The sequence below is a fragment of the Telluria sp. ZB4P37 genome (assembly GCF_059685855.1).
The window spans coordinates 1-23,934 of sequence record NZ_JCASID010000023.1 but is presented as its reverse complement, the minus strand read 5'-3'; the positions used below and the strand labels follow the sequence as shown (position 1 = coordinate 23,934).

The window sequence follows — 23,934 nt, the reverse complement described above, 5'->3', positions numbered from 1 at the left end:
GCACGCCGCCCGTCAGGCCTGCGCGGCCCGCCACTGCCTTGCAATCCGATTTCCGTTCTCGAAAGGATGTGCCGATGTCAGCCGTTCACGAAAAATTCCGACTCGTTACCCGCAGCGATTTCGACGGCCTGGTCTGCGCGGTCCTGCTCAAGCACCTCGACCTGATCGACGACATCCTGTTCGTACACCCGAAGGACATGCAGGACGGGAAAATTGCCATCTCCGGGCGCGACATCACGACCAACCTGCCTTATGTGGCGGCGGCGCACCTGTCGTTCGACCACCATTTGTCGGAGACCATCCGCAACACGGGCATCCGCGCAAACCACATCATCCATCCGGAAGCCCCGTCGGCCGCACGCGTCGTCTACGACCACTACGGCGGCGCCAGAACCTTCCCGGCAGCCTGGGGCGACATGATGGCGGCGGTCGACAAGGGCGACGCCGCGCGCTTCTCGCGCGACGAGGTGCTGTTCCCGCAGGGCTGGAACCTGCTGAACTTCCTGATGGACGCGCGTACCGGCCTGGGGCGCTTCCACGCATTCCGCATCTCGAATTACCAGCTGATGATGGCCCTGATCGACTACTGCGCCAGGCACTCGATCGAGCAGATCATGGAGCTGCCCGATGTGCGCGAGCGCACCGCGCTCTACTTCGAGCACAGCCAGCCGTGCAAGGAGCAGATCCGCCGCTGCGCCAGCGTGCACAAGAACCTCGTGGTGCTCGACCTGCGCAACGAGGCGACCATCTATGCCGGCAACCGCTTCATCATCTATGCGCTCTTCCCGGGAACCAATATCTCGATCCACGTGCTGTGGGGCGTGAAGCAGCAGAACACCGTGTTCGCCACCGGCAAGTCGATCCTGAACCGGACCTCGAATACCAATATCGGGACCCTGATGCTGGAATACGGCGGCGGCGGGCATGAAAACGCGGGCACCTGCCAGGTGGACAACGACCTGGCCGAAGACGTGTTGGGTGCGCTGATCAACCGGATCAACAAGGACGGCTGAGCCGATCACGCACGAGCTGCCACTGTCACCGCGTGGCGGGTGTCCCGCTCACGCAGTGATAGTTAGCGTTGAAAAAACGCATCGCGTCCGTGCTACCGCTGGTTGACCGCGTGGGCAAGGAACTTGCCCACCCTAGGGTTCTCTCTGATCGATCGGCATTGGCCCGCGCGCCGATTTCATTGCGCGTGATACCGCTGCCCCAGCATCCGGTGCACCGCATCGAGCGCCAGCGGCTCGCTGAACCATTGCCCCTGCAGCTGGTCGCAGCCATGCGAGGTAAGGAAGGCCATCTGGGCTTCGGTTTCCACCGCCTCGCCGACCACCGAAAAATCGAGGTTGTGGCCGATATCGATCAGGGTCTTGGCCAGCATGCTGCCGTGGCCCTCGCCGGCGATGTCGTGCACGGCCGACTTCGACAGCTTGACCTGCCGCACCGACAGCTGCTGCAGGAAGGACAGGTCGGAAATGCCTTTGCCGAATTCGTCGATCGACAGCGCCACGCCGGTCTCGCGCAGCTGGTCCGACAGGTCGCGCCCGAGGCCGGGGTTGCGGATCAGGTCGGCCTCGGGGATCTCGATTTCGAGGCTGCCGGGCGGCAGGCTGTGGCGCTGCATGCGCTCGGCGATGCCGGCGACAAAACCGTGCTGGCTGTATTCGCGGTGCGAGACGTTGACGGACACCGGCAGGCCGGTGTAGCCGAGCTGGCGCAATTCCTGCTGGAAGCCGCAGGCCTGGTCCAGCACCCAGTTGCCGATCTCGACCATCTGGCCGGATTCCTCGGCCTCGGCCAGGAAGGTCGCCGGCAGCATGACCCCGTTCTGGGGATGGCGCCAGCGCAGCAGGGCCTCGAAGCCGCGCACGTTGCCGCTTTTCGCATCCATGCGCGGCTGGAACAGCAGGAACAGCTCGTCGTGGTCGAGTGCCGCCCGGATGCCGGTGGCGAACGCAGCGCGCTTTTCGTTGGCCAAGCGCATTTCAGGCGAAAAGAAATGCACGCCGCCGCCGTTGCCTTTGGCGTGGTACATCGCCATGTCTGCAGCGCGCACCAGTTCGGTCGTCGACAGGCCGTCGTGCGGGTGGATCGCCACGCCCAGGCTGGCGCCCACGGGAATCTCGTTGCCGCCGAAGGCCACCGGCATCGTCATAGAGTGCCGCAAGCGCTCCACCATGCGCAGGGTGAAGCGCAGCGAAGGCTGGTCTACCAGCACCAGCACGAACTCGTCGCCCGACATCCGCGCCACCGTATCGCTCTCGCGCACCGCCGACTGCAGGCGCCGCGCCACCACCTTGAGCACGATGTCGCCGGCCTCGTGGCCGAAGGTGTCGTTGATGGTCTTGAAGTTGTCCAGGTCGATCAGGACGACCGCCACCATCGCCTTGTGGCGCTGGGCCAGGTGCACCGCGTGCTCGAGCCGGTCCCAGAGCAGGGTGCGGTTGGCCAGGCCGGTGAGGGCGTCGTGGTTGATCTCGTGCTCGAGGTGGTCGGCGCGCTGCTTGGTGGCGGTGACGTCCTGCAGGATGCCGATGAAGTGGGTGACTTCGCCGTATTCGTCGCGCACGGGCGTCACGCTCAGGTCGTTCCAGAACAGCTCGCCGTTCTTGCGCAGGTTGCGGAAGACCACGCTCATCGGGCGCCGCTCGGCCAGGGCGACGCGGATCTGGCTGCGCTCGTCGCGGTCGAACTGGGGCGCCGCCATGAAGCGCGGGTCGCGCCCGATGGCTTCATGCGCCGGATAGCCGGCGATGCGCTCGAAGGCCGGGTTGACGTATTCGATGATGTTGTCGGGCCCGCAACAACGGGTGATGACGATGCCGTTGCTGGCTGCGTGCAGCGCGCGCTCGCTCAGCAGCAGGCGGCGCTCCTTGTCGCGCCGCTTGGCGATGTTCACGCCCATTCCGAACAGATACTGGTCGCCCTTGCAGGTGACCAGCGCGCCGCCCACCATCATCGGCGATTCACGGCCGCTGCGCGCGATGTAATTCATCTCCATCGAGACCTCGGCGCCTTCGTCGAAGACTTTGCGCATGTTTTCCATCGCCATCTCGCGCTCGCGCGGCTCGAACATGTCGAGCACCTGGGCCGCCGCCAGTTCATCCGGCGTCATTTCGGTGAGGCGTTCGAGGTTGTGGTTCCACAGCACGAAACGGCCGTCGCGGTTGATCGCATAGAAGGTGCCGGGCAGCAAGTCGACCACCTCGGACAGCGGCGTGCTGCCGACGCGGTCGGATTCGCGCACGGATTCGGACGGGTCGATGACGATGCTGGCGCTCCAGTCGCGGGGTTCGCCGGCGGCGTCGTACTGGCGGGCCAGGCTGAGGGTGGCGGGGCCGTCGCGGCCGCCGGGAAAGCGCATTCGGACCCGGGCACCACCGGCTGCGGCCAGCGCCGGCCAGCGCGCATCGCCTGTGAGGAGTTCGGTCAAGTCGCGGCCCGGTGCGCCGTCAAGCGTCCATCCGAACAGGCGAGCGCATGCAGGATTCCACGTTACGACCTTGCCTTCGTCGTCGGTCAGGAAAGTGACCTGGGCAGATGGATCGATGGTGGACATGCCGGCACCCTTCGTGAAAAGCGCTCGATGGTTCTCAGCTTACACGCGTTCGCACGGAGGCGGCGCAAACAAGGAAGCCACGGCAGGCCGTGGCTTCTGGGATAGGGAGCTGTGGATAGAGCCTGCTGCGCCGGGCGCTACAGGCCGATACGCTCAGGCCGCGACGATTTCCTGTTTCGGCGGCAGGGCCACCTGGTTATCAACGCTGAACTGGTAGTCCTGGAACACGTGCTCGGCCGACAGGATCTGGTAGTTGCCGTCGGACAGGCGGTGCGTGGTGTCCTTCAGGCGGTAAGTATAGTGGCCGCAGGTCCAGCAATTGAAATTGCGCATGTGCGTGCACAGGCAGGTTTTATCGAGCACAGAGATATTCTTGCCGTCCGGGCTGGCCTGCACTTCGCGGTTGTACGAATTGATGTAGGCGCAGTTGCCGGTAGCGTCCAGCAGGTAGCCATAGGATTCGCAGCCAGGGCGGATGCCGGAACCGATCGCCGGCGTACTCTTGAGCATACGCATCGGGTAGCCGGTCGGCGAGACGCCGTTGACGATGATGTCTTCTTCGCTGGCGCGGAAGTATTCCTGTTTCACATGGTCCGGCATGCCGCATTCGTGGGTCACGGTGAAGCGGGTGGCCACCTGCACGCCGGCCGCGCCTTTTTCCATGAAGCCGACCGCGTCCGAGCCGGTGAAGATGCCGCCCGCGGCGATCACCGGGATGTCGAGCTGCTCGGCGCGCATGTAGGCATGGATTTCGTCCATGATGGTGTGCAGGTCGTACTGCTTCCAGTCGTCGATGCCGAAGCCCAGGTGGCCGCCGGCCAGCGGGCCTTCGACGATGAGGTAGTCGGGCAGGCGGTCAAGGCGTGACACCTTGCGCAGGAACAGCTGCAGCGCGCGCACCGAGGACACGATGATGCCCAGCTTGGCGTCGCGGAAGCGCGGGTGGTCTTTGATGAGCTCGAAGGAACCGAGGTGCAGGCCGGCCGACATGGTGATGCCGTCAATGCCGGCGTCCAGCGCCGACGACAGGCGCGTGCGCAGGGTTTCCTTGGGCGCATTCATGGTGAGCTTTTCCATGCAGTTCACGAAGATCAGGCCATTGCCCTTTTTCGCCTGCATGGTCGCGCCCACGTGCAGGCGGGTCGCTTCGGCCAGGCGGTCGAGGTCGAACTGCACCACCGCCTTGTTCATGTTGTTGATGTTGAACTTGTAGAGCTTGGTCTTGTCCTTGACGAAGGTGGTATCGAACTTGCGGTCGGACACGTCTTGCACCATCGCATCGGAAATGTGGCCGATACCGCCCAGGCGGGCCGCTTCCAGCGCCAGCTCCGAGGTCGAGATGTCCACGCCCATCCCGCCGATCATGATGGGCACATATTCCTTGTTGCCCATTCGCAGGCGGAAATCATCAACACGTTTCATTGCAATCCTTAGACTACGGTAGTTTCCTACGCGTACAAATGCATCAACGGCCGTGCGCGTACACGGTCGTCATTCTACCCCAAGGCGGGACATGGCTTGCGCAGCGTTTACTGCGCGGCAAGGCCGGCGGGCCGGCCCTGGCGAATCAGTCGCGGAAGTTGTTGAACGCCAGCGGCAGGTCCTCGACATCCTTGCGCAGCATGGCCATGGCAGTCTGCAGGTCGTCGCGCTTGGCGCCGGTGATGCGCACCGATTCGCCCTGGATGCTGGCCTGCACCTTCATCTTGCTCTCCTTGACCAGCTTGGTGATCTTCTTGGCGTCCTCGGTCTCGATGCCGTTGCGCACCTTGATGACCTGCTTGACCTTGTCGCCGCCGATCTTCTCGACCTTGCCTTCGTCGAGGAAACGCACGTCGACCTTGCGCTTCGACATCTTGTTGATGAGGACGTCCTTGACCTGGCTGAGCTGGAAGTCGGAGTCGGCGAACAGGGTCAGTTCCTTGTCCTTCTGCTCGACGTTGGCCGAGCTGCCCTTGAAGTCGAAACGAGTGGTGATTTCCTTGTTCGATTGTTCAACGGCATTCTTTACTTCGACCATGTCTGCTTCGCAGACGACATCAAACGATGGCATGGCGGGTTCCTTTTTCTGATATTGCTAATAGATGAATCCCTCTATTTTAACGGACAACGGCGCCCGCACGCGACCACAATTTGCCTTGTGGGCAACAAGCGCGCCCGGCCTGGGTCCCGGCTTGCCCCTATAATGAGCAAAAACACCATGACGCCATGCACCCACGACTCCCCATCCTCGACGACTATCCGCTCGCTTCCCTCAACACCTTCCGCATCCCGGCCCGGGCCCGGCACTACCTGCAGGTAGCGGGCGCCGCCGAGCTGGATGCGGTGCGGTGCGACCCGGCGCTGAACACGCTGCCGCGCCTCGTGCTCGGCGGCGGCAGCAACCTGCTGTTCACGCGCGATTTCGACGGCATCGTGCTGCACATGACGGGCCTGGGCAAGGAAGTGCTGGGCGAACACGACGGCAAGCTGCTGGTGCGCGCCCAGGCCGGCGAAAACTGGCATGCTTTCGTGCAGTGGACGCTGGCGCAGGGCTTCGGCGGGCTGGAAAACCTGTCGCTGATCCCGGGCACCGTGGGCGCGGCGCCGATCCAGAACGTGGGCGCCTACGGCACCGAAACCAGGGATACGTTCTACTGCTTGAGGGCCTTCGACATGGCCAGCGGCGAAACGCGCACGCTGGACGCCGCCGCCTGCCGCTTCGGCTACCGCGACAGCATCTTCAAGCACCCGGAAGGCAGCACGCTGGTGGTGCTGGACGTGACGTTTGCGCTGCCGGTCGCATGGGCCCCGAATTTGCGCTACGCGGAATTGGCCAATGCGGTGGAGGCGGCGGGATTGACGGCGCCCACGCCGCAGGAGATCGGGCAGACGGTCGCATCGATCCGGCGCCGCAAGCTGCCCGACCCCGCGGAGATCGGCAACGCCGGCAGCTTCTTCAAGAACCCCGTGGTCTCGAGCGAGCAGTGCGCGCAACTGCTGGCGCAGTATCCTGCGCTGGTGCACCACGCCCAGCCGGACGGCAGCGAAAAGCTGGCAGCGGGCTGGCTGATCGACCAATGCGGCTGGAAGGGCAGGGCGCTGGGCGCGGCGGGCGTGTATCCGAAGCAGGCGCTGGTGCTGGTCAACCTGGGCGAAGCAAGCGGCCAGGACGTGGTGCGCCTGGCGCGTGCGATCCAGGCCGACGTGGCCGCGCGCTATGGCGTGGAACTGGAGCCGGAACCGGTATTCATTTAGGGGGACGACATGATCAAGGCAGTCGTGACGGGCCACACCCGTGGCCTGGGCGCCGCGGTGGCGGCTGAACTGGTGGCGCGCGGCATTCCGGTGCTGGGCGTGGCGCGCGGGCACGCTGAAATCGGCGAGGGCATGGAGCAGGCCGTCGTCGACCTGGGCGACGCCACGGCGCTGGCGGCCTGGCTGGAAGGGCATGCGCTGCGCAGTTTCCTGGCCGGCTGCGAAACCGCGCTGCTGGTGAACAATGCCGGCGTCGTGAGTCCCGTGGGGCCGCTGGCCGAACAGGACCCGGTGGCGGCGCTGCGCGCGGCCATCATCAACGTGGGCGCGCCGCTGGCCCTGTCAGCCGCCTTCGTGCAGGCCGCACCAGGGGCCGAGCGGCGCATCCTGCACGTGTCGAGCGGCGCCGCGCGCAGCGCCTATCCCGGCTGGAGCGTCTACTGCGCGACCAAGGCCGCGCTCGACCAGCATGCACGCGCCGTGGCGCTCGACGCCGACCCGCGCGTGCTGGCCTGCAGCCTGGCCCCGGGCGTGATCGACACCGGCATGCAGGCCGAGATCCGCGCCACCCCAGGCGAACGTTTCCCGCTCAAACAGCGTTTTGTGGAGATGAAGGAGGGCGGGGCGCTGGTGGCGCCAGGCGATTGCGCGGCCGCGCTGGTGGATTACCTGCTGGCCAGGCGTTTCGGCCAGGAGCCGGTGGACGACCTGCGCAATTGATGCGATCCGGGGCAAGCGCTTGATTACGGCCGCACCAGCAGCGCCTCGAACGACGCCGCCGGCACTGGCCGCGAGAACAGGAAGCCCTGGACATAGTCGCACCCGGATTGGCACAGGCAGGCGCGCTGCTCGGCGGTTTCCACGCCTTCGGCAATCACCTTCCCCCCAGCTTGTGGGCCATGACGATAATGGTCGCGCCCCAACAGGCTGGACCAGCGCTTCGCATAGTCCGCGGCCCTGCAAAACACCTAATCGCCGATGTCATGGATCAGCCCCGATTCCTCGGCGACCCTGGTCCATGGGATTGTTTGTCCATCTCGCTATCGTCGTGAGTGGCTTGTTGCGATGCTGACGGCCCGCAAACAAATTTGATGCGTCTACGTAACACCCGTCCCGGCTGCCTCAGTCTGCATCGCCCACAAAAAAGCCGCCCTCAGGCGGCTCTCGAAACGCACTACAACTTATTGCCCGCGCTTGGCCCTTGCCTTCGCCGCGATCCGCATCCGCAGCGCATTGAGCTTGATGAAGCCACCCGCATCGGCCTGGTTGTACGCGCCGCCGTCTTCATCAAAAGTAGCGATGTTCATGTCGAACAGCGAGTCGGTCTTCGAGTCGCGCGAGACCACGATCACGTTGCCCTTGTAAAGCTTTACGCGCACCCAGCCATTGACGGTGGCCTGGGTGTGGTCGATCAGGGTCTGCAGCGCGACGCGTTCCGGCGCCCACCAGTAGCCGTTATAGATCAAGGACGCATAGCGTGGCATCAGGTCGTCCTTCAGGTGCGCCACTTCGCGGTCCAGGGTGATCGATTCGATCGCGCGGTGGCCCTTGAGCATGATGGTGCCGCCCGGGGTTTCGTAGCAGCCGCGCGACTTCATGCCGACGTAGCGGTTCTCGACCAGGTCGAGGCGTCCGATGCCGTGCTTGCCTCCTAAGCGATTCAGTTCGGTCAGCACGGTGGCGGGGCTCATGCGCACGCCGTTGAGGGCCACGATGTCGCCGCGCTCGTATTCGAGGTCGAGGTACTCGGCCTGGTCCGGCGCCGCTTCCGGCGACACCGACCAGCGCCACATCGATTCCTCGGCTTCCGCGCTCGGGTTCTCGAGGTGGCGGCCTTCGAAACTGATGTGCAGCAGGTTCGCATCCATCGAATACGGCGCGCCGCCGTTCTTGTGCTTCATGTCCACCGCGATGCCGGCGTCCTCCGCGTACTTGAGCAGCTTCTCGCGCGACAGCAGGTCCCATTCGCGCCACGGGGCGATGATCTTGACGTCGGGTTTCAGCGCATAGGCGCCCAGCTCGAAGCGCACCTGGTCGTTGCCCTTGCCGGTGGCGCCGTGCGAGATGGCGTCGGCGCCGGTCTCGTTGGCGATCTCGATCAGGCGCTTGGCGATCAGCGGGCGGGCGATCGAGGTGCCCAGCAGGTATTCGCCTTCATAGACGGTGTTGGCGCGGAACATCGGGAACACGAAGTCGCGCACGAATTCTTCGCGCACATCGTCGATGTAGATGTTTTCCGGCTTGATGCCGAACTTGATCGCCTTGGCGCGTGCCGGCTCGAGTTCTTCACCCTGGCCGAGGTCGGCGGTGAAGGTGACGATCTCGCAGCCGTAATTATCTTGCAGCCATTTCAGGATGACGGAGGTATCGAGGCCGCCGGAGTAGGCGAGAACTACTTTTTTAATGTCGCTCATGGATGGTTTCCAGTGTGGAGGGAGGTGGGGTTCAGATGGTCAGCTGACGCCTGGTGCCGCTCCCGCAAGGGAACGGCGCGCCAACGATCAAACAAAGGGTTGGTGGTGCATGGTTACTGCTTTACTTGTCCTCGATGCGTCCGAGGAGCAGGTATTCGATCAGGGCCTTCTGCACGTGCAGGCGGTTTTCCGCCTCGTCCCAGACGACCGACTGCGGGCCGTCGATGACTTCGGCCGAGACTTCTTCGCCGCGGTGGGCCGGCAGGCAGTGCATGAACAAGGCGTCGGGGGTGGCGCGCGCCATCTTGGCGCCGTCGACGATGAAGCCGTCGAAGGCCTTCAGGCGCTCGGCGTTTTCCTTTTCGTAGCCCATGCTGGTCCAGACGTCGGTGCTGACCAGGTGCGCGCCTTCGCAGGCATCCGACGGGTTGTCGAACAACGTATAGCGTTCGGTCGCGACCAGCTTTGGATCGATCTCGTAGCCCTTCGGGGTCGAGACGTTCAGGTGGAAGCCGAAGACTTCGGCCGCCTGCAGCCACGAGTACAGCATGTTGTTGGCGTCGCCGATCCACGCCACCGTCTTGCCGGCGATCGGGCCGCGGTGCTCGTAAAAGGTGAAGATGTCGGCCAGCACCTGGCAGGGGTGGTGTTCGTTGGTCAGGCCGTTGATCACCGGGACGCGCGAGTGCGCGGCGAAGCGCTCGATGATCTCCTGGCCGAAGGTGCGCACCATGATGATGTCGCACATGCGCGACATGACCTGGCCCGCGTCTTCCACCGGCTCGCCGCGTCCGAGCTGGCTGTCGCGCGTGTTCAGGTAGATCGCGGCGCCGCCCAGCTGGTGCATGCCGGCCTCGAAACTCAGGCGGGTGCGGGTCGAGCTCTTTTCGAACACCATCACCAGGGTGCGGTCGACCAGCGGGTGGTAGACCTCATAGGCCTTGAACTTGCGCTTGATGACCTTGGCGCGCTCGATGACGTACTCGAATTCGTCGCTGGAAAAGTCGGAGAATTGCAGGAAGTGCTTCACTTTTGCGACTGGCATATCGTCTTTGCTTTGCTGTTTATCCCTTGAATTATAAGGGTTTTCGCTTGACGTTAGGGAAAGCGGGGATCGTTCGGGATGGCGGGTTTCGCAGGGTGGGCGGCTTCGCCGCCCACAAACTCAATACAGCGTCTGCGCCGACTCGTGCAGCAACTGCCCATACAGGGTATGACGCATCCTGGCGATCTTCCCCGCGGCGACGGCCTCCAGTACCGCACATTGCGGCTCCTGCAGGTGGCGGCAGTTGTAGTATTTGCATCCGCCCAGGTAGGGCTTGAACTCGACGAAAGCCCGTTCCAGCATGCCTTCGCTCAGGTGGTACAGGCCGAATTCCTGGAAGCCCGGCGAATCGATGATCGACGCGCCGCCCGGCAGCCAGTACAGGCGCGTGAAGGTGGTGGTGTGCTTGCCGGTGTCGAGCGCTTCCGAGATCTCGCGCACGGCGATGTCGGCGTCCGGCACCAGCAAATTGATCAGGGACGACTTGCCCATGCCCGACTGGCCGATGAAGATCGACGACTGGCCATCGAGCAGCGGCATGAGCGTCTCGACCGCGTGTTCCGGCTTGGCGGTGGCCGACAGTTCGTGCACCGGGTAGCCGAGCGAGCCATACAAACCGGCACGCTCGCGGGCGCGCGCCAGCGGCGCTTCGACGTCGACCTTGTTCAGGATGATGTGGGCTTCGATGCCGGCCGCTTCGGCCGCGACCAGCGAGCGCGAGACCAGGTCGTCGGCGAAACCGGGTTCGGTGGCGACGACGATGAACAGGCGCGAGATGTTTGCCGCCAGCAGCTTGGACTTGTACTGGTCCGAGCGGTAGAGCAGGGTCGTGCGGTCGGCGATGCGCTCGATCACGGCCTGGTTCTCGGAGGTCTTCTTGATGTGGACGATGTCGCCCACGGCCACATTGGTCTTCTTGCCGCGCGTTACGCACTGGAGCTTTTCGCCATTCGCGTCGGCCAGGTAGTGGCGGCCGTGCGCCGCGATGATGGTGCCGGTCAAGGTGTCGGTAACTGAGCTCATGCAGCCATCCCCCGCTCGTACAGCGAACCGGCCTTGGCCGCGCAGATGAAATCGTTGGCGCTGAGTGTGCCGCCGGCCGAATGGGTGGTGTACACCAGGGTGCAGCGGCGGTAGCCCACCCGCATGTCCGGATGGTGGTTCTCGGTTTCGGCCATGCCCGCCACCGCGTTCACGAACGCGATGGTGGAGCGGTAGTCGGCGAAGGTGAATTCGCGTTCGATGCGGCCGCCGATAACTTGCCAGCCCGCTACCTGCGCCAGCAGGGCGCGGATGGCGTCGGGGTCGAGCGCGGGCGCGCCGTGGGTGCAGTGGCGTTCGAGGAGTTTCATGCGGCCGCCATGGTGAGCTGTTTCACCCGCACGGAAGCCGGCGGGTGCGAATCGTAGAAGCTTGAATACAGCGGATCCGGCGTCAGGGTCGAGGCATTGTCTTCGTACATCTTCACCAGGGCTGACACCAGGTGCGCCTGGTCGGTATGTTTGGCCGCAAACGCATCGGCCTCGAATTCGTGCTTGCGCGAGGTGATCGAATTCAGTGGCGAGAGCACGAAGGTAAAGATCGGCAGCACCAGCATGAACAGGATCAGTGCCATGCCGTCGTTCGAGGCATTCATCAATGGCGTCACGCCCAGGCCCGTGTAGAACCAGGCTTGCGTCTTCAGGTAGCCGAGCAGCGCCAGGAAGCCCAGGGACAGCGCGAAGATCACGACGATGCGCTTGACGATGTGGCGCAGCTTGAAGTGGCCCAGTTCATGCGCCAGCACCGCTTCGATCTCGTGCGGATCCAGGCGCGAGAGCAGGGTGTCGAAGAAGACGATGCGCTTGTTGCTGCCAAAGCCCGAGAAATACGCATTGCCGTGGGCGCTGCGCTTGCTGCCGTCCATCACGAACAGGCCTTTCGAGGCGAAGCCCACGCGCGCCATCAGGCCTTCGATGCGTTCTTGCAGGCCGGCGTCGGCGAGCGGCGTGAACTTGTTGAACATCGGGGCGATCACGGTCGGGTAGAGCACCATCATCAGGAGCTGGAAGCCGCTCCAGACGCACCAGGCCCACAGCCACCACAGCTCGCCGCTTTTTTCCATCAGCGCCAGTATCACCCACAGCAGCGGCAGGCCGATCACGGCGCCCATCAGCGCGCCCTTGGCCATGTCGGCCAGCCACAAAGCTGGGGTCATCTTGTTGAAGCCGAAGCGCTCTTCCTGCACGAACTGGCGGTACCAGTCGAGCGGCAAGTCCAGCAGGGCGGACAGCACGGCGAACGCCGCCACCAGCGCCATCTGGTGACCGAGCCCGGGACCGGTCACGCCCAGCAGGGCGGTGGACAAGGCCTGCAGCCCGCCCAGCAGCGTGAAGCCGACCAGCACCAGCCCGCCCCACAGGAGCGAAACCAGGCCCAGGCGGGTCTTGGCGACCGTATAGTCGGCCGCCTTCTGGTGCGCCGCCAGCGGCACCTTTGGAGCAAACTCGGCCGGGACGCTGGCGCGGTGGCGCAGCACGTGGCGGATGTGGCGGTTGGCCAGCCAGAAGCGCAGGCCGAGGGTCAGCGCAAAGAAAACAACGAACAAAACCGAAAACCCGAATGAAGACATTCTGTGCCTGTGAGAAAATGCAGGATAAGCTTGCACAGTGAAGTGCAGTACCAATAAGGCAAAGAGAGAATTATGTCACAAGCTACACAAACCGAAGGGGCGGCCAAGCCGGCGCGTCCGAACGAGTTCAACCTGGTCTGGCTCGACATGGAGATGACCGGCCTCGATCCGGACAACGACCGCATCATCGAAGTGGCCGTGGTCGTGACTGACCCGGAGCTGAACATCATCGCCGAAGGCCCGGTGTTCGCCATCCACCAGTCGGACGAGACCCTGAACAAGATGGACAACTGGAACAAGGGTACTCACGGCAAGTCGGGCCTGATCGACCGCGTCAAGGCTTCCACCGTGACCGAAGCCCAGGCGGAGCTGGAACTGATCGCCTTCCTGAAGCAGTACGTCCCGTCCAACAAGTCGCCGATGTGCGGCAATTCGATCTGCCAGGACCGCCGCTTCATGGCGCGCGGCATGCCGAAGCTGGAAGCCTTCTTCCACTACCGGAACCTGGACGTGTCGACCCTGAAGGAATTGTGCCGCCGCTGGAAGCCAGAACTGGCATCCGGCTTCAAGAAGCACCAGAAACATACCGCGCTGGCCGACATCAATGAGTCGATCGAAGAGCTGCGCTACTACCGCGAGCACTTCATCAAGCTGTGATGCGCATGCCGTCAATACGACGGCAATCGTCATTGGTCGCCTGTCATGAAACATGCGTGACAGGCAACAAGTTATGCGACAATCATCTGCATGACCCACGCTCCGCAGACCGCGCTTCCTGACCCCAGTAGCGAAGCATCGATGCGTTCCCGCATCCGCCGGCACGACTGGAACCGGACGCCCCTCGGTCCGCCCGAGCGCTGGCCGGCCAGCCTGCGCACCGCGGTCGACATGCTGCTGCACTCGGCCTTCCCCATGTTCCTGGCCTGGGGGCCCGACCTGGTTTTTCTTTACAACGACGCCTATGTGCCGCTGCTCGGCCAGAAGCACGGGCGTGCGCTGGGCGAGCGCTTTCGCGACCTGTGGGCCGAGGTCTGGGCTGAAATGGTGCCCCTGATCGACCGCGCGCTGTCGGGCAAGCCCGTGTATTTCGAGGACATGCCGATGACGGTGAACCGGCGCGGCTATCCCGAGCGCGCCTATTTCACCTTCTCGCACGCGCCCCTGATGGGCGACGACGGCCAGGTGGCCGGCCTGTTCTGCACCGTGATGGAAACCACGCGCCGCGTCGCGGCCGAGCGCCGCGCGGCCTTCGAGCTGACGGTGTCGGACGCGCTGCGGGCGCTCTCTTCCGGCGACCAAGTGGCCATCACCGCCAGCGCGCTGCTGGGCGGCGAGCTGCACGCGGACCGGGTGGTGTATGCGGAACTGGACCCGGCCAGCGGGCGCTTCGCCGCGCCGCGCTGGTGGACGCGCGACGAACGCGCCAGCCTGCACCCGAACCTGCCGCCGCAGGCGCACAAGACCCCGCAGCCCGGCTTCAGGCTGGATGCCTTCGGCCCGGCGCTGGGCGCGGCGCTGCGCGAAGGCAGCGTGGTGCGCATCCACGACACGGCGCACGACATACGCACCATCGGCTACCGCAGCGCCTACGTGGCCGAGCGCATCGGCGCGCTGCTGGTGGTCCCGCTGGTGAAATCGAACCGGCTGGTGGCCTGCCTGGGCATCGACTGCCCGCAGCCGCGCTTCTGGAGCGAGGACGACATGCACCTCGCGCGCGACGTGGCCGAGCGCACCTGGTCGGCGGTCGAGACGGCGCGCGCCCAGGCCGAGCTGCGCGCGGAACGCGATCGCAGCCGCGAGATCTTCGACACCATCGCCGAAGGCTTCGCCGTGTTCGACGCCGACTGGAACGTGCTCGAGATGAACGCGGAAGGCCTGCGCATCTGCCGCATGGAAGCATCCGAGGTATTGGGGCGCAACCACTGGGATGCCTTCCCGCATGCGATCGATGCCGAGCCGGGGCCGATGTACCGTGAGGTGATGCGCACGCGCGTGGCCGGCGCCGCCGAGCATGCGCACGTTTTCCCGGACGGCAGCCGGCTGTGGACCGAGGTGCGCGCCTACCCGATGCAGGACGGCGGCCTGGCCGCTTTTTTCCGCGACATCACCGACCGCAAGCTGGCCGAAGAAAAGCTCAAGGAAGCCGACCGCCGCAAGGACGAGTTCCTGGCGATGCTGGCGCACGAGCTGCGCAACCCGCTGGCGCCGATCAGCGCGGCCGCCGAGCTGCTGCGCATCGGCCGCATGGACGAGGGGCGGGTGCGCCAGAGCAGCAACATCATCGGGCGCCAGGTGCGCCACATGACGCGGCTGGTGGACGACTTGCTGGACGTCTCGCGCGTCACGCGCGGCCTGATCACGCTGGAACGGGCGCAGGTGCTGGCGCGCGTCGTCATCCAGGAGGCGGTCGAGCAGGTGCGTCCCATGATCGAGGCGCGCCGCCAGAAGCTGGCCGTGCACCTGCCGCCTGCCTGGGCCATCATCGAAGGCGACAAGGCGCGGCTGGTGCAGGTGGTGGCCAATGTGCTGAACAACGCCACCAAGTACACGCCGGAAGGGCGCGGCATCGACCTGGGCGCGCAGGCGGCCGGGGGCAGCCTGGTGATCAGCGTGCGCGACGAGGGCATCGGCATGGAGCGCGAACTGTCGAAGCGGGTATTCGACCTGTTCACCCAGGCCGAACGCTCGTCCGACCGCTCGCAGGGCGGCCTTGGACTGGGACTGGCGCTGGCCAGGAACCTGGTCGAGCTGCATGGCGGGACGGTCGCCTGCGCCAGCGCGGGCCCCGGCCTGGGCAGCACCTTCGAGATCCGCCTGCCGCTGCTGCAGGGGGCGGTGCCGGCGGCCTTGTCGGCGCAGGCCCCGGCGCCCTTGCTGTCCGCGCCGCTCAAGGTGCTGGTGGTGGACGACAACGTGGACGCGGCCGAGACCCTCGGCCTGCTGCTGGCGGCGCATGGCCACGAGGTCGCGGTCGAACACGGTTCGCTGCAGGCGCTCGAACGCGCGCGCGCCATGGCGCCGGACGTCTGCCTGCTCGACATCGGCCTGCCCGACATCGATGGCCGCGAGCTGGCGCGGCGCCTGCGCGCGCAACCCGAGACGGCGGACACGGTGCTGGTGGCCGTCACCGGCTACGGCCAGCAGCAGGACCGCGAGGATGCGTTCGCGGCCGGCTTCCAGCACCACCTGGTCAAGCCGGTCGACATGGATGCGCTGGCGCGCCTGCTCGACGGCGTGCGCGCCGTGGGCGCCACGACGCGGACCGAACCCGCTTAACGCATCTGGGTGTAGTTCACCGGGATGAACCGATAGCCTTTACCCACGGCTGCGAGGTAACCCATCCCCGGGAACTGCAGGTGGGCGCCGCCGATCAGGTAGCGGCCCTTGGCCGCGGCATCGAAGGCCTTCTTGCGCGGCGCCGCGGCGGCTTTCTGGTCGCTGTCGAATTCGATCGTCACCGCCGGGTTTTCCATCTGCACCGCCGCCACGTGGATCAGGTCACCGACCAGGTGCAGCGTCTGGCCGCCGCTCTCGACGAGGTAGGTGGTGTGCCCGGGCGTGTGTCCTGGCGCTGCCTGGGCGCGGATGCCCGGCACTAGCTCGACATCGCCCTCGAACGGTTTGAACTTGCCTGCCTTGACATACGGGTTGACGGCGGCCATGGCAGCCTTGAAGCCGTCCTTGCTCTTGGCCTTGTCCATGTTCGCCTGGCTCAGCCAGTAGTCGGATTCCTTCTTGTTGGCGCGTACCGTGGCGTTCGCGAATACCACCTGCGCCCCGTTGACCAGGCCGCCCACGTGGTCGCCGTGGAAGTGGGTGATGTAGATCTCGTCGATCTGTTCCGGCTGGTAGCCGGCGGCCTTGATGCTGGCAGCCAGCCGGCCCAGGGTCGGGCCGAAGAAGGTACCGGCGCCGCCGTCGATCATCACCAGCTTGCTGCCCGTATTGATCAGGTAGGCGTTGGCCGAGGTTTCCAGCGGCGCCTTCAGGTGCGCCTTCGCCAGCGTGTCGAGCGTCTTCTTCTTGTCCTGGGCCAGCAGCTGGTCCACCGGCAGGTCGACCGTGCCGTCCGACAGCGGGGTGATCTCGAACTGGCCGAGCATGAGACGCGACCAGCCGGGGGCAGGGGTCTTGGCCATCGGCGCGGCCGCCCAGGCAGGGCTGGCCAGGCAGGCGGCTGCCACGGCAGTGGCGAGGAGGGTAGGGTACTGGCGTGTTTTCATCGCTGGTCCTTGTAATGGTGTGCGGCGCAGGCCGGCCGCAAGCGTTGCATATCGTACATGATTGCAAGGCCGAGGGTTGTCCTTACTCGGTGCTGATGGTGCTCGGCGCCGTGGTGTGGAACCGCCTGTCGGGCCACCACTATCCCCACGTGCAGCCGGCCGCGTGCCCGCCCGAAACAAAGGCCGGCTTCGCCAGCGAAGACCTCGACGGGGCGCTCGACAGCTATGGCGAGGCGTTCGACGTCAGTCGCGACGACCTGGCCATGATCCTGGCCGAGACCGAGCAGCGCGCGGCCGAACGCCGGGCGCGCCTGCACCGGGCAAGCGAGCTGGCGCGCCCCGTACCGGCGACCCTGGACCGGGAAATGCCGCTGGCGACGGCGCGTGCGCTGCTGGTGCGGCACGGCGTGCCGGCGCTGCCGGTGGTGGATGCAGCCGGTTGCCCGCCGGGTGTGCTCAGCATGGCGGGCCTGGTCGCCGCCGGCGGCAGCGCCAGCCGCCCGCTGCCGGCGCGCGCGCGGCGCGCCACCGCGCCGCTGTTCGGGCACGACATGGTGCCGACCGTGGGGCAGCTGGTCGCGGCGGGATTGGTGGCGGTCCATGAGGATGCGCCGGTGACGGCGCTGCTGGCGCGCTTCCATGAGGGGGCGCAGCAGGTGTTTCTGGTGGACGGGGAGGGCAGGCTGACCGGGATGGTGCAGCCGGGGGATTTACTGGTGGGGCTGGAGCTGGGGTTGCAGGAAGCGGCGGCCTGAGGGAGGCATGCGGCGCGGCTGATCGCGAGCTGCTTGAACGCGTGGGCAAGAAACTTGCCCACGCTACGAGGCGCGGCCGGGCTGCAGCCGCGGTCTTGCTTACTCTGCTGCGTCAGCCCCGCAGCACTTCTTGTACTTCTTCCCGCTGCCGCAAGGGCAATCGTCGTTGCGGCCGACCTTCGGCTCGTCGCGCACGACGGTTTCCACGGCCGGCTTGCGCAGCGGAAGCCAGTAACGGTGGATGGCCGGCAAATTGGCTTCAATGGCCAAAGCCAGCTGGTGCGCCTTTTTCGGGTCCTCGACTTCCGGCAGCTCGGATTCTTCGATCTCGTCGGCGCCGAGCAGGTAGATCGGGCGCATCAGTTCGGCCACCTCGGAGGTCCAGATCGGCTCCCACGAACCCGGACGCAGTTCCATGCCTTCCCAGAAGCCCCAGCACCAGGCTTCGCCGTCGATCAGGTTGGCGCCGCCCACTTCGTGCTCGCAGAACAGCGGCTCGAATTCTTTCGGGGCGACCTCGAAAGTGACCAGCACTTCGTTCATGAAGCGCATGATCAGGTTGATGATCTTTTCTTCGTCGCGGCTGTTCTTCCACTTAGGCGCCTGCTGGCCATCCTGGCCCCAGACCCGCGGCAGCCACTCGGCCGGCATGATGGTTTCCGGGCCGATCGCGATCGCGGTCAGGTAGCCGTGCAGGGTGTCCATCGTCATCGCATCCTCGGGGGAGCGGTCGGACAGCAGGAACTGGTCGAGTTCGTCGAATTCTTTGTCGGTGAGAGGCTGGTCGAGATGCATGTGGGGCTCTTGTTGCGTTTGAAGGCGACAGTTTAACCCCTGCGGGGTTGAAGAGCACGGAAATCTGCGCAGTGGGCGCGGCGATGAGGGGATGCTGATACGAAGGATGGTCACTTGAAGACCGTCGCCCCGGCGAAGGCGCGAACAATGTCACCGGCATTGTTCGCGCCAATGTCGTCAAGTCACGTTGGCGGGTGCATGCAAGCGATGGCGGGCCGCGTACGAAATTGGATCTGGGCCTGCGCCGGGATGACGGTTTTTCAGCTGGCAGTAAAACGACGCTACCGTTATCGCTTGGCTGCAAACGCCTTGGCGAGCGCATCCGCCGCATACTGCTCCGCCTCCTTCGCCTTCGGCAGCACCGCCCCCATCCCGAAGAATTCATGCGTCACGCCGGTCCATTCGCGGTAATCCACGGCCACGCCGTCCTTCTTGAGCTTGTCCGCATACTGCTTGCCCTCGGTGAGCAGCGGGTCGATCTCGGCCGCGACGATGGTCGCTGCAGGCAGGCCCTTGAGCGAAGCGGCCTTCATCGGCAGCGCGTACGGGTTCTTCGGGTCACCCGCGTAGTGCTTGAAGAACCAGCCCATCATCGCCTTGTTCAGCGGCTTGGCGTTGGCGTTGCGCTTGTACGATTCGTTGTTCATGTCGTCGTTCACGACCGGGTAGACCAGCAGCTGGTGCACCGGCATCTGCGCTTTCTTGTCGCGCGCCATCATCGACACCACGGTCGCCAGGTTGCCGCCGGCCGATTCGCCGCCGACCGCGACGCGCAGCGGGTCGCCGTTGAATTCCTTGGCGTGCTGGGTGACCCACAGGTAGGCCGCGTACGAGTCTTCCGGCGCGACCGGGAATGTGTGCTCGGGCGCCTGGCGGTAATCCACCGACACCATGATCGCCTTGGCCATCTTGGCCAGCGCGCGCGGCGAGGCTTCATATACCTTGGTGTCGGCGATCACGAAGCCGCCGCCGTGGTAGTAGACCATCACCGGGAACGGGCCCTTGCCCTCCGGCGTGAAGATGTGCACCGGGATGCTGCCACCAGCCACTGGCACGCTCATGGTCTTCATCGTCACGCCCGGTTCCGGCGCGGTGCTCTTGCCCATCCCCGTGAGCACCTTCTTGACGGCGTCGGCCGGGGTCGGCTGCTTGCGCGCTTCGGCCGGGCTCAAGGTCTCCATAGGTTTTGGTTTCAGCGATGCATGGGCGTCGAGCACCTTCTGCATGTCGGCGTCGGCCTTGGGCGGCTGCGGCGACTGGGCCTGGGCCACGTTCCAGACCAGGGCGGCGGCGGCGGCGGTCAGCGCCAGGGGGAGTGCTTTATTCATCATGTTGCTCCTCGGTGAACGGCCGTATGACGGGCCAAGATTCGATCATTCCACGCGGCGACCGGCGTCAACTGTTCGCGCACGCACCAAATTCGTCAAATAACTGTTCGCGCGCGCACCAAATTCGTCATTTTCAGGTGGCGGTAGGACGGGACGGGGCGCGGCGCTTACAATGTCCAGATGGATAACCCGACTTCCCCCGACACTACTCCGGCGCATCCCTACGCGCGGCTCGACCCGCAAGCCGTGCTGGAGGCCGTCGAAAGCCTTGGCCTCTACTGCGACGGTCGCCTGCTGGCGCTGAACAGCTACGAAAACCGCGTCTACCAGGTTGGCCTGGAAGAAGGCCCACCGGTGGTCGTCAAGTTCTACCGTCCCGAGCGCTGGAGCGATGAAGCCATCCTCGAGGAACACGCTTTTGTCGCCGAACTGGCGGAACGGGAAATCCCGGTGGTGCCGGCCGACCTGATCGACGGCCGCACCCTGCACAGCTTTGGCGGCTACCGCTTCTCGGTCTTCCCGCGCCGCGGCGGGCGCGCGCCCGAGCTGGGCGATCCGGCCACGCTGGAATGGATCGGGCGCTTCATCGGCCGCATCCACGCCGTCGGCGCCTTGAAGCCGTTCACGGCGCGCCCGGAACTGAACCAGCAGACCTTCGGCATTGAACCCTTCGCCTGGCTGCGCAGTCATGGCTTCATCCCGCCGGAGCTGGCAGCAACCTATGCCAGCGTGGTCGAGCAGGCGCTCGATGGGGTGGCGCGCTGCTATGAGCGCGCCGGCGAGCTGCCGCTGCTGCGCCTGCACGGCGACTGCCACGCCGGCAACGTGCTGTGGACTCCCGACGGGCCGCATTTCGTCGACTTCGACGACAGCCGCATGGGCCCCGCGATCCAGGACCTGTGGATGCTGCTCTCGGGCGAGCGCCACGAGATGGTGGGCCAGATGGCCGACGTGCTGGCGGGGTACGAGGACTTCTGCGAATTCCATCCGCGCCAGCTTTACCTGGTCGAGGCCCTGCGCACGCTGCGGCTGATCCATTATTCGTACTGGCTGGCGATGCGCTGGAACGATCCGGCCTTCCCCGCGGCCTTCCCCTGGTTTAACACCCAGCGCTACTGGCAGGACCGCATTCTCGAACTGCGCGAGCAGGTGGCGCTGATGGATGAGCCGCCGCTATGGCAGGTGTAAGCGTTTAAGCACGGAATAGCCGCGCGTTCACCGTCCAGTTCGGCGTGACACGCGGCCGCGAATTGCCGGATAATCGGCTTGAGCCGACCTGGCCTGCAACTGAGCCACCGAGAACCATGGAACCCATGACACCCGATCCCGACGACATCGATTTCACGATAGACCTGTCCCACGCGGGCAGCGCCGTGCCGCGGGGACTGGGCGAAGGGTCGGCCAAGCTGCCGGCAACCCGGCCGCAGGCGCCGGGGCGCGCGCCGATGGAGATGCACGAAATCCAGGAAGCCATCGCCCGGGTCGAGGCCGAGGCCAAGGCCAACGTGGCCGCCGAGAGCCGCGCCCACGCCGAGTCGCGCGCCCGCGCGCTGGCCGAGGAGCGCGCCGCGATGGACGCTGCCGCCACCGCGGCGGCCCTGGCAAACGCGCAGGCCTCCGAAGACGCGATCGCCGCCAACCGCGAGCGCCTCGAATCCCTGCATGCGGCGGCCAAGGCGTCCAGCGAGCGGCTGGAAGCGATTCGCCAGGAGACCGCCGAGCTGCGCTCGCGCGTGCAGCTCGAGACCGAAACCCGCATGGCCTCCGAAGCACGGTCGCGCCAGGAAGACGAATCGCGCCGCCGCGCCGCCGCCCAGGTGGAAGCCCAGGCCGAGATGGCGGTGCAGGCCGAAAAGGCGGCCGACGAATTGATGGTCCAGACCGAGCGCGCGCGCCTGCAGGCGGCCGAGCGGATGGCGGCGGTGGAAGCGGCGCGCGAAGAAGTGCTGCACAACGCCAGCGCCGACGCGCGGGTGGCGATCCTGGCGCGCGAGCGCGAGCGCGCCGAACGGGGCGCCCGCCAGACCGCCGAGCTGCTGGTGCAGGCCGAGGCCGAGGCGCTGGAACTGACCCTGCAGCGCGAACGCGCCGACCAGGTGGCGCTGGCCTCGAGCTTCGCCCGCGCGGCAGCCGAGGCGCGCGCGCTGGAAGAAGCGCGCGCCATGGCCCACATCGAACAGGAACGCGAAGCGATCGCCCTGGCCCAGGCCGAGTCCGACCGCGTCGCCACGCAATCGATGCGCATGCGCCTGCAGACCGAAAAAGAACTGCGCGACGCCGCCACCCACCGCGAGCGCCTGGAACAGATGGCGGCAAGCGGCGCCGAAGCGCGGCGCGAAGCCGAGACCCGCATCCTGGCCGCGACCGAAGCGCGCATCGAGGCCGACCGCAAGCTGCGCGAGCTGGCCGGCGAGCGCGCCCGCGCCGAAGAAGACGCTGGCGCCCAGGTTCAGGCAAGGCTGGAAGCCGAAGCGCAGGCCGCGGCCCATGCGCGCGAGCGCGCCGCCGCCGACGAAGCCGCGGCCCTGGCCGCCCGGCGCGAGGCCGAAGAGCAGGAACACGGACGGGCGCTGGCCGAGGAGCGCGCAGCGCTTTTGCAGGCGGCGTTTGAGGCCCGCGCCGCCGCCAACGCGGCGGAAGAAGCGGCGCTGCCGGCCGTACGCGAGCAGGCCGCGGCCGAGCAGGAGGCGCTGGACGCCGCCCGCCGCCGCGCCGAGGCTGCGCAGCAGCGGGTGGAGGCTGAACGCGAGCGCGCGGCGCTGGATGAAGCCGCCCTGGCGCGTGAACAAGAGCAGGTGCAGGCCGAGCGTGCACTGGCGCGGGCGGCCGAAGCACGCGCCCGCGCCGCGCAGGCCGCTGCGGCGCAGTTGCGCGAGCAGGCCGAAGCCGAACGGCGCGCCGAGGCGGTGCAGCAGACCCTGTTCGAGGCCCAGCAGGCGCAGGCGCGCGCCGCCATCGAAGAAGCCGAGCACGCCGAAGCGGCAGCGGCAGTCCAGCAGGAAGGGGCGCGTCGCGCCGTCGAGCTGGCGGCGGCCCAGGCCGAACGCGCCGCCGCCGAGCGCCGCCAGCTCGAGCTGGTGGATGCGGCCATCGCGGCCGAACGCGACGCGACCGAAGCGGCGCGGGAATCGCTGGCCTTGGCCGAACGCAAGCTGGCCGCGCAGCGCCAGCAGGCCGCGGCCGATGCGCGCGCGACCGAAGCGGCTGCCGCGCGCCTGGCGTCCGAGCAGGCCGCCGCGCAGGCCGCGCTGGCCCGGGCGGCAGCCGAAGAAGAACAGGCACGCCTGGCAGGCGAGCGTGAAGCGGCCGAGCAGGATGCGCTGCAGGCGACGATCGAGAAGCGCGAGGCGCAACGCCTGCTGCTCGAGCACGCGCAGCGCCATGCCGGCATGCAGCGCAAGGCGGCCGAAGCGACCCAGCGCATGGCCGACGCGCGCAAGGCGCTGGCCGACCTGGAAACGCATCGCTTCGAAGAAGTGTCAGCCGACCTGGCGGCTTTGGACCGCGCCATCGGCGCGCGCACGGCCGAAGCCGAGCACCGGGTGGCATCGGTGAACATCACGCGCGAGGTACTGGGACGGTTCAAGCAGTCGCCGCCGGCATCGGCTTCGCAGGCGGTGACGCGGCTGGCGGAGGTGATTATGAGTCAGAGGAAGAACGAGCAGGAGTAGGGGCGTTCGGGGTGCAGGTGAAAGCACGTTCTTGTGATGCGCTACGAAGGTCAACCTGGGGGGAATAATGCCAATGGCATTATTCCCCCCTTCGCCGGGACGACGGTTTTTTAGCTAACGCAGAGAAGTGCTGAAGTTTGCAGTCCCCGTACCATGAGCCCATCGTTCCCGCGCAGGCGCACTGGTGTCCAAGATAAGTGGCAGATGAGTTGCCAGGGGCTACCGAAGATGAGTTGCTGAAGGGTATCGGGAGGGGGTTGCAGGTAAAGGTTTAGGGTTGTAAAAACCCCGAG

Annotated in this window: 19 protein-coding genes and 1 pseudogene; 8 read left to right on the top strand and 12 right to left on the bottom strand. The window is 66.1% G+C overall.

Translation table 11 applies throughout. The features are described from left to right. The first annotated feature begins 74 nt into the window (after positions 1 to 74). On the top strand, positions 75 to 1,013 hold the full coding sequence (locus tag AC56K1_RS22150) for an exopolyphosphatase (protein ID WP_497159942.1): 939 nt from the start codon (positions 75 to 77) through the stop codon (positions 1,011 to 1,013). Positions 1,014 to 1,189: 176 nt separating this feature from the next. Here AC56K1_RS22150 and AC56K1_RS22145 read toward each other — a convergent pair whose 3' ends face one another. The 3 genes from AC56K1_RS22145 to AC56K1_RS22135 all read right to left on the bottom strand — a co-directional run bounded on the left by AC56K1_RS22145 (position 1,190) and on the right by AC56K1_RS22135 (position 5,615). Continuing rightward, positions 1,190 to 3,562 (bottom strand): sensor domain-containing protein, encoded by a 2,373-nt coding sequence (locus AC56K1_RS22145; RefSeq protein ID WP_497159941.1) that lies wholly within the window; start codon positions 3,560 to 3,562, stop codon positions 1,190 to 1,192. Between the two features lie 153 nt (positions 3,563 to 3,715). Next, positions 3,716 to 4,984 (bottom strand): nitronate monooxygenase, encoded by a 1,269-nt coding sequence (locus AC56K1_RS22140; RefSeq protein ID WP_497159940.1) that lies wholly within the window; start codon positions 4,982 to 4,984, stop codon positions 3,716 to 3,718. 145 nt (positions 4,985 to 5,129) lie between these two features. Beyond that, complete coding sequence (locus AC56K1_RS22135) at positions 5,130 to 5,615, bottom strand: YajQ family cyclic di-GMP-binding protein (protein WP_497159939.1); 486 nt, start codon at positions 5,613 to 5,615, stop codon at positions 5,130 to 5,132. Between the two features lie 155 nt (positions 5,616 to 5,770). Between AC56K1_RS22135 and murB the strand changes: the two genes are divergently transcribed. Together murB and AC56K1_RS22125 are read left to right on the top strand one after the other, a co-directional pair. After that, positions 5,771 to 6,799 (top strand): UDP-N-acetylmuramate dehydrogenase, encoded by a 1,029-nt coding sequence (gene murB, locus AC56K1_RS22130; RefSeq protein ID WP_497159938.1) that lies wholly within the window; start codon positions 5,771 to 5,773, stop codon positions 6,797 to 6,799. A 9-nt stretch (positions 6,800 to 6,808) separates the two neighbouring features. Beyond that, complete coding sequence (locus tag AC56K1_RS22125) at positions 6,809 to 7,519, top strand: SDR family oxidoreductase (protein ID WP_497159937.1); 711 nt, start codon at positions 6,809 to 6,811, stop codon at positions 7,517 to 7,519. A 23-nt stretch (positions 7,520 to 7,542) separates the two neighbouring features. On the opposite strand, the pseudogene AC56K1_RS22120 reads toward AC56K1_RS22125, so the two are convergent. The 6 genes and pseudogenes from AC56K1_RS22120 to AC56K1_RS22095 form a co-directional block, all read right to left on the bottom strand. Continuing rightward, positions 7,543 to 7,680, bottom strand: a pseudogene (locus AC56K1_RS22120) (EAL domain-containing protein); the annotation flags it as partial. A gap of 300 nt (positions 7,681 to 7,980) precedes the next feature. Beyond that, on the bottom strand, positions 7,981 to 9,213 hold the full coding sequence (locus AC56K1_RS22115; RefSeq protein WP_497159936.1) for an argininosuccinate synthase: 1,233 nt from the start codon (positions 9,211 to 9,213) through the stop codon (positions 7,981 to 7,983). 121 nt (positions 9,214 to 9,334) lie between these two features. Then, entirely contained in the window at positions 9,335 to 10,258 is a 924-nt protein-coding gene (gene argF / locus AC56K1_RS22110; protein ID WP_497159935.1) for an ornithine carbamoyltransferase, read from the bottom strand. A gap of 120 nt (positions 10,259 to 10,378) precedes the next feature. Beyond that, entirely contained in the window at positions 10,379 to 11,281 is a 903-nt protein-coding gene (gene rsgA, locus AC56K1_RS22105; RefSeq protein ID WP_497159934.1) for a ribosome small subunit-dependent GTPase A, read from the bottom strand. Then, entirely contained in the window at positions 11,278 to 11,610 is a 333-nt protein-coding gene (locus tag AC56K1_RS22100; RefSeq protein ID WP_497159933.1) for a 4a-hydroxytetrahydrobiopterin dehydratase, read from the bottom strand. Before AC56K1_RS22100 ends, rsgA begins: the two co-directional genes overlap by 4 nt. Then, a complete protein-coding gene (locus tag AC56K1_RS22095) occupies positions 11,607 to 12,869 on the bottom strand; it encodes a M48 family metallopeptidase (protein ID WP_497159932.1) in 1,263 nt (420 codons plus the stop codon). The genes AC56K1_RS22100 and AC56K1_RS22095 overlap by 4 nt, the downstream gene beginning before the upstream one ends. 72 nt (positions 12,870 to 12,941) lie before the next feature. Between AC56K1_RS22095 and orn the strand changes: the two genes are divergently transcribed. After that, positions 12,942 to 13,526, top strand: coding sequence for an oligoribonuclease (gene orn, locus AC56K1_RS22090; protein ID WP_497159931.1), 585 nt, complete (start codon positions 12,942 to 12,944; stop codon positions 13,524 to 13,526). 141 nt (positions 13,527 to 13,667) lie between these two features. Then, positions 13,668 to 16,145, top strand: a complete 2,478-nt coding sequence (locus AC56K1_RS22085) for an ATP-binding protein (RefSeq protein ID WP_497159930.1) — start codon at positions 13,668 to 13,670, stop codon at positions 16,143 to 16,145. Here the strand turns inward: AC56K1_RS22085 and AC56K1_RS22080 are convergent. Next, entirely contained in the window at positions 16,142 to 17,092 is a 951-nt protein-coding gene (locus AC56K1_RS22080) for an MBL fold metallo-hydrolase (protein ID WP_497159929.1), read from the bottom strand. The two genes, AC56K1_RS22085 and AC56K1_RS22080, sit on opposite strands and share 4 nt — an antisense overlap. A gap of 44 nt (positions 17,093 to 17,136) precedes the next feature. Between AC56K1_RS22080 and AC56K1_RS22075 the strand changes: the two genes are divergently transcribed. Continuing rightward, positions 17,137 to 17,847 carry a CBS domain-containing protein gene (locus tag AC56K1_RS22075; protein WP_497159928.1) on the top strand — a complete coding sequence of 237 codons (711 nt, stop codon included), beginning with the start codon at positions 17,137 to 17,139 and terminating at the stop codon, positions 17,845 to 17,847. Between the two features lie 99 nt (positions 17,848 to 17,946). Here the strand turns inward: AC56K1_RS22075 and AC56K1_RS22070 are convergent, their stop codons facing one another. Together AC56K1_RS22070 and AC56K1_RS22065 are read right to left on the bottom strand one after the other, a co-directional pair. Then, on the bottom strand, positions 17,947 to 18,642 hold the full coding sequence (locus AC56K1_RS22070) for a UPF0149 family protein (RefSeq protein ID WP_497159927.1): 696 nt from the start codon (positions 18,640 to 18,642) through the stop codon (positions 17,947 to 17,949). Positions 18,643 to 18,929: 287 nt separating this feature from the next. Beyond that, a complete protein-coding gene (locus AC56K1_RS22065) occupies positions 18,930 to 19,973 on the bottom strand; it encodes an alpha/beta hydrolase (protein WP_497159926.1) in 1,044 nt (347 codons plus the stop codon). Between the two features lie 177 nt (positions 19,974 to 20,150). Here AC56K1_RS22065 and AC56K1_RS22060 point away from each other — a divergent pair, with 177 nt between their 5' ends. Together AC56K1_RS22060 and AC56K1_RS22055 are read left to right on the top strand one after the other, a co-directional pair. Next, complete coding sequence (locus AC56K1_RS22060; protein WP_497159925.1) at positions 20,151 to 21,158, top strand: serine/threonine protein kinase; 1,008 nt, start codon at positions 20,151 to 20,153, stop codon at positions 21,156 to 21,158. Positions 21,159 to 21,274: 116 nt separating this feature from the next. Further along, positions 21,275 to 23,641: a coiled-coil domain-containing protein gene (locus AC56K1_RS22055; protein WP_497159924.1), complete on the top strand. Its 2,367-nt coding sequence runs from the start codon at positions 21,275 to 21,277 to the stop codon at positions 23,639 to 23,641. Positions 23,642 to 23,934 lie beyond the last annotated feature (293 nt).

Coding starts and splice junctions, on each gene's coding strand:
- AC56K1_RS22100 (WP_497159933.1), bottom strand. CDS start 11,610: ATGAAACTCCTCGAACGCCACTGCACCCACGGCGCGCCCGCGCTCGAC.
- AC56K1_RS22140 (WP_497159940.1), bottom strand. CDS start 4,984: ATGAAACGTGTTGATGATTTCCGCCTGCGAATGGGCAACAAGGAATAT.
- AC56K1_RS22055 (WP_497159924.1), top strand. CDS start 21,275: ATGGAACCCATGACACCCGATCCCGACGACATCGATTTCACGATAGAC.
- AC56K1_RS22060 (WP_497159925.1), top strand. CDS start 20,151: ATGGATAACCCGACTTCCCCCGACACTACTCCGGCGCATCCCTACGCG.
- AC56K1_RS22145 (WP_497159941.1), bottom strand. CDS start 3,562: ATGTCCACCATCGATCCATCTGCCCAGGTCACTTTCCTGACCGACGAC.
- AC56K1_RS22065 (WP_497159926.1), bottom strand. CDS start 19,973: ATGATGAATAAAGCACTCCCCCTGGCGCTGACCGCCGCCGCCGCCGCC.
- AC56K1_RS22080 (WP_497159929.1), bottom strand. CDS start 17,092: ATGAAAACACGCCAGTACCCTACCCTCCTCGCCACTGCCGTGGCAGCC.
- AC56K1_RS22150 (WP_497159942.1), top strand. CDS start 75: ATGTCAGCCGTTCACGAAAAATTCCGACTCGTTACCCGCAGCGATTTC.
- AC56K1_RS22085 (WP_497159930.1), top strand. CDS start 13,668: ATGCGTTCCCGCATCCGCCGGCACGACTGGAACCGGACGCCCCTCGGT.
- murB (WP_497159938.1), top strand. CDS start 5,771: ATGCACCCACGACTCCCCATCCTCGACGACTATCCGCTCGCTTCCCTC.
- AC56K1_RS22135 (WP_497159939.1), bottom strand. CDS start 5,615: ATGCCATCGTTTGATGTCGTCTGCGAAGCAGACATGGTCGAAGTAAAG.
- orn (WP_497159931.1), top strand. CDS start 12,942: ATGTCACAAGCTACACAAACCGAAGGGGCGGCCAAGCCGGCGCGTCCG.
- AC56K1_RS22095 (WP_497159932.1), bottom strand. CDS start 12,869: ATGTCTTCATTCGGGTTTTCGGTTTTGTTCGTTGTTTTCTTTGCGCTG.
- rsgA (WP_497159934.1), bottom strand. CDS start 11,281: ATGAGCTCAGTTACCGACACCTTGACCGGCACCATCATCGCGGCGCAC.
- AC56K1_RS22125 (WP_497159937.1), top strand. CDS start 6,809: ATGATCAAGGCAGTCGTGACGGGCCACACCCGTGGCCTGGGCGCCGCG.
- AC56K1_RS22115 (WP_497159936.1), bottom strand. CDS start 9,213: ATGAGCGACATTAAAAAAGTAGTTCTCGCCTACTCCGGCGGCCTCGAT.
- AC56K1_RS22070 (WP_497159927.1), bottom strand. CDS start 18,642: ATGCATCTCGACCAGCCTCTCACCGACAAAGAATTCGACGAACTCGAC.
- argF (WP_497159935.1), bottom strand. CDS start 10,258: ATGCCAGTCGCAAAAGTGAAGCACTTCCTGCAATTCTCCGACTTTTCC.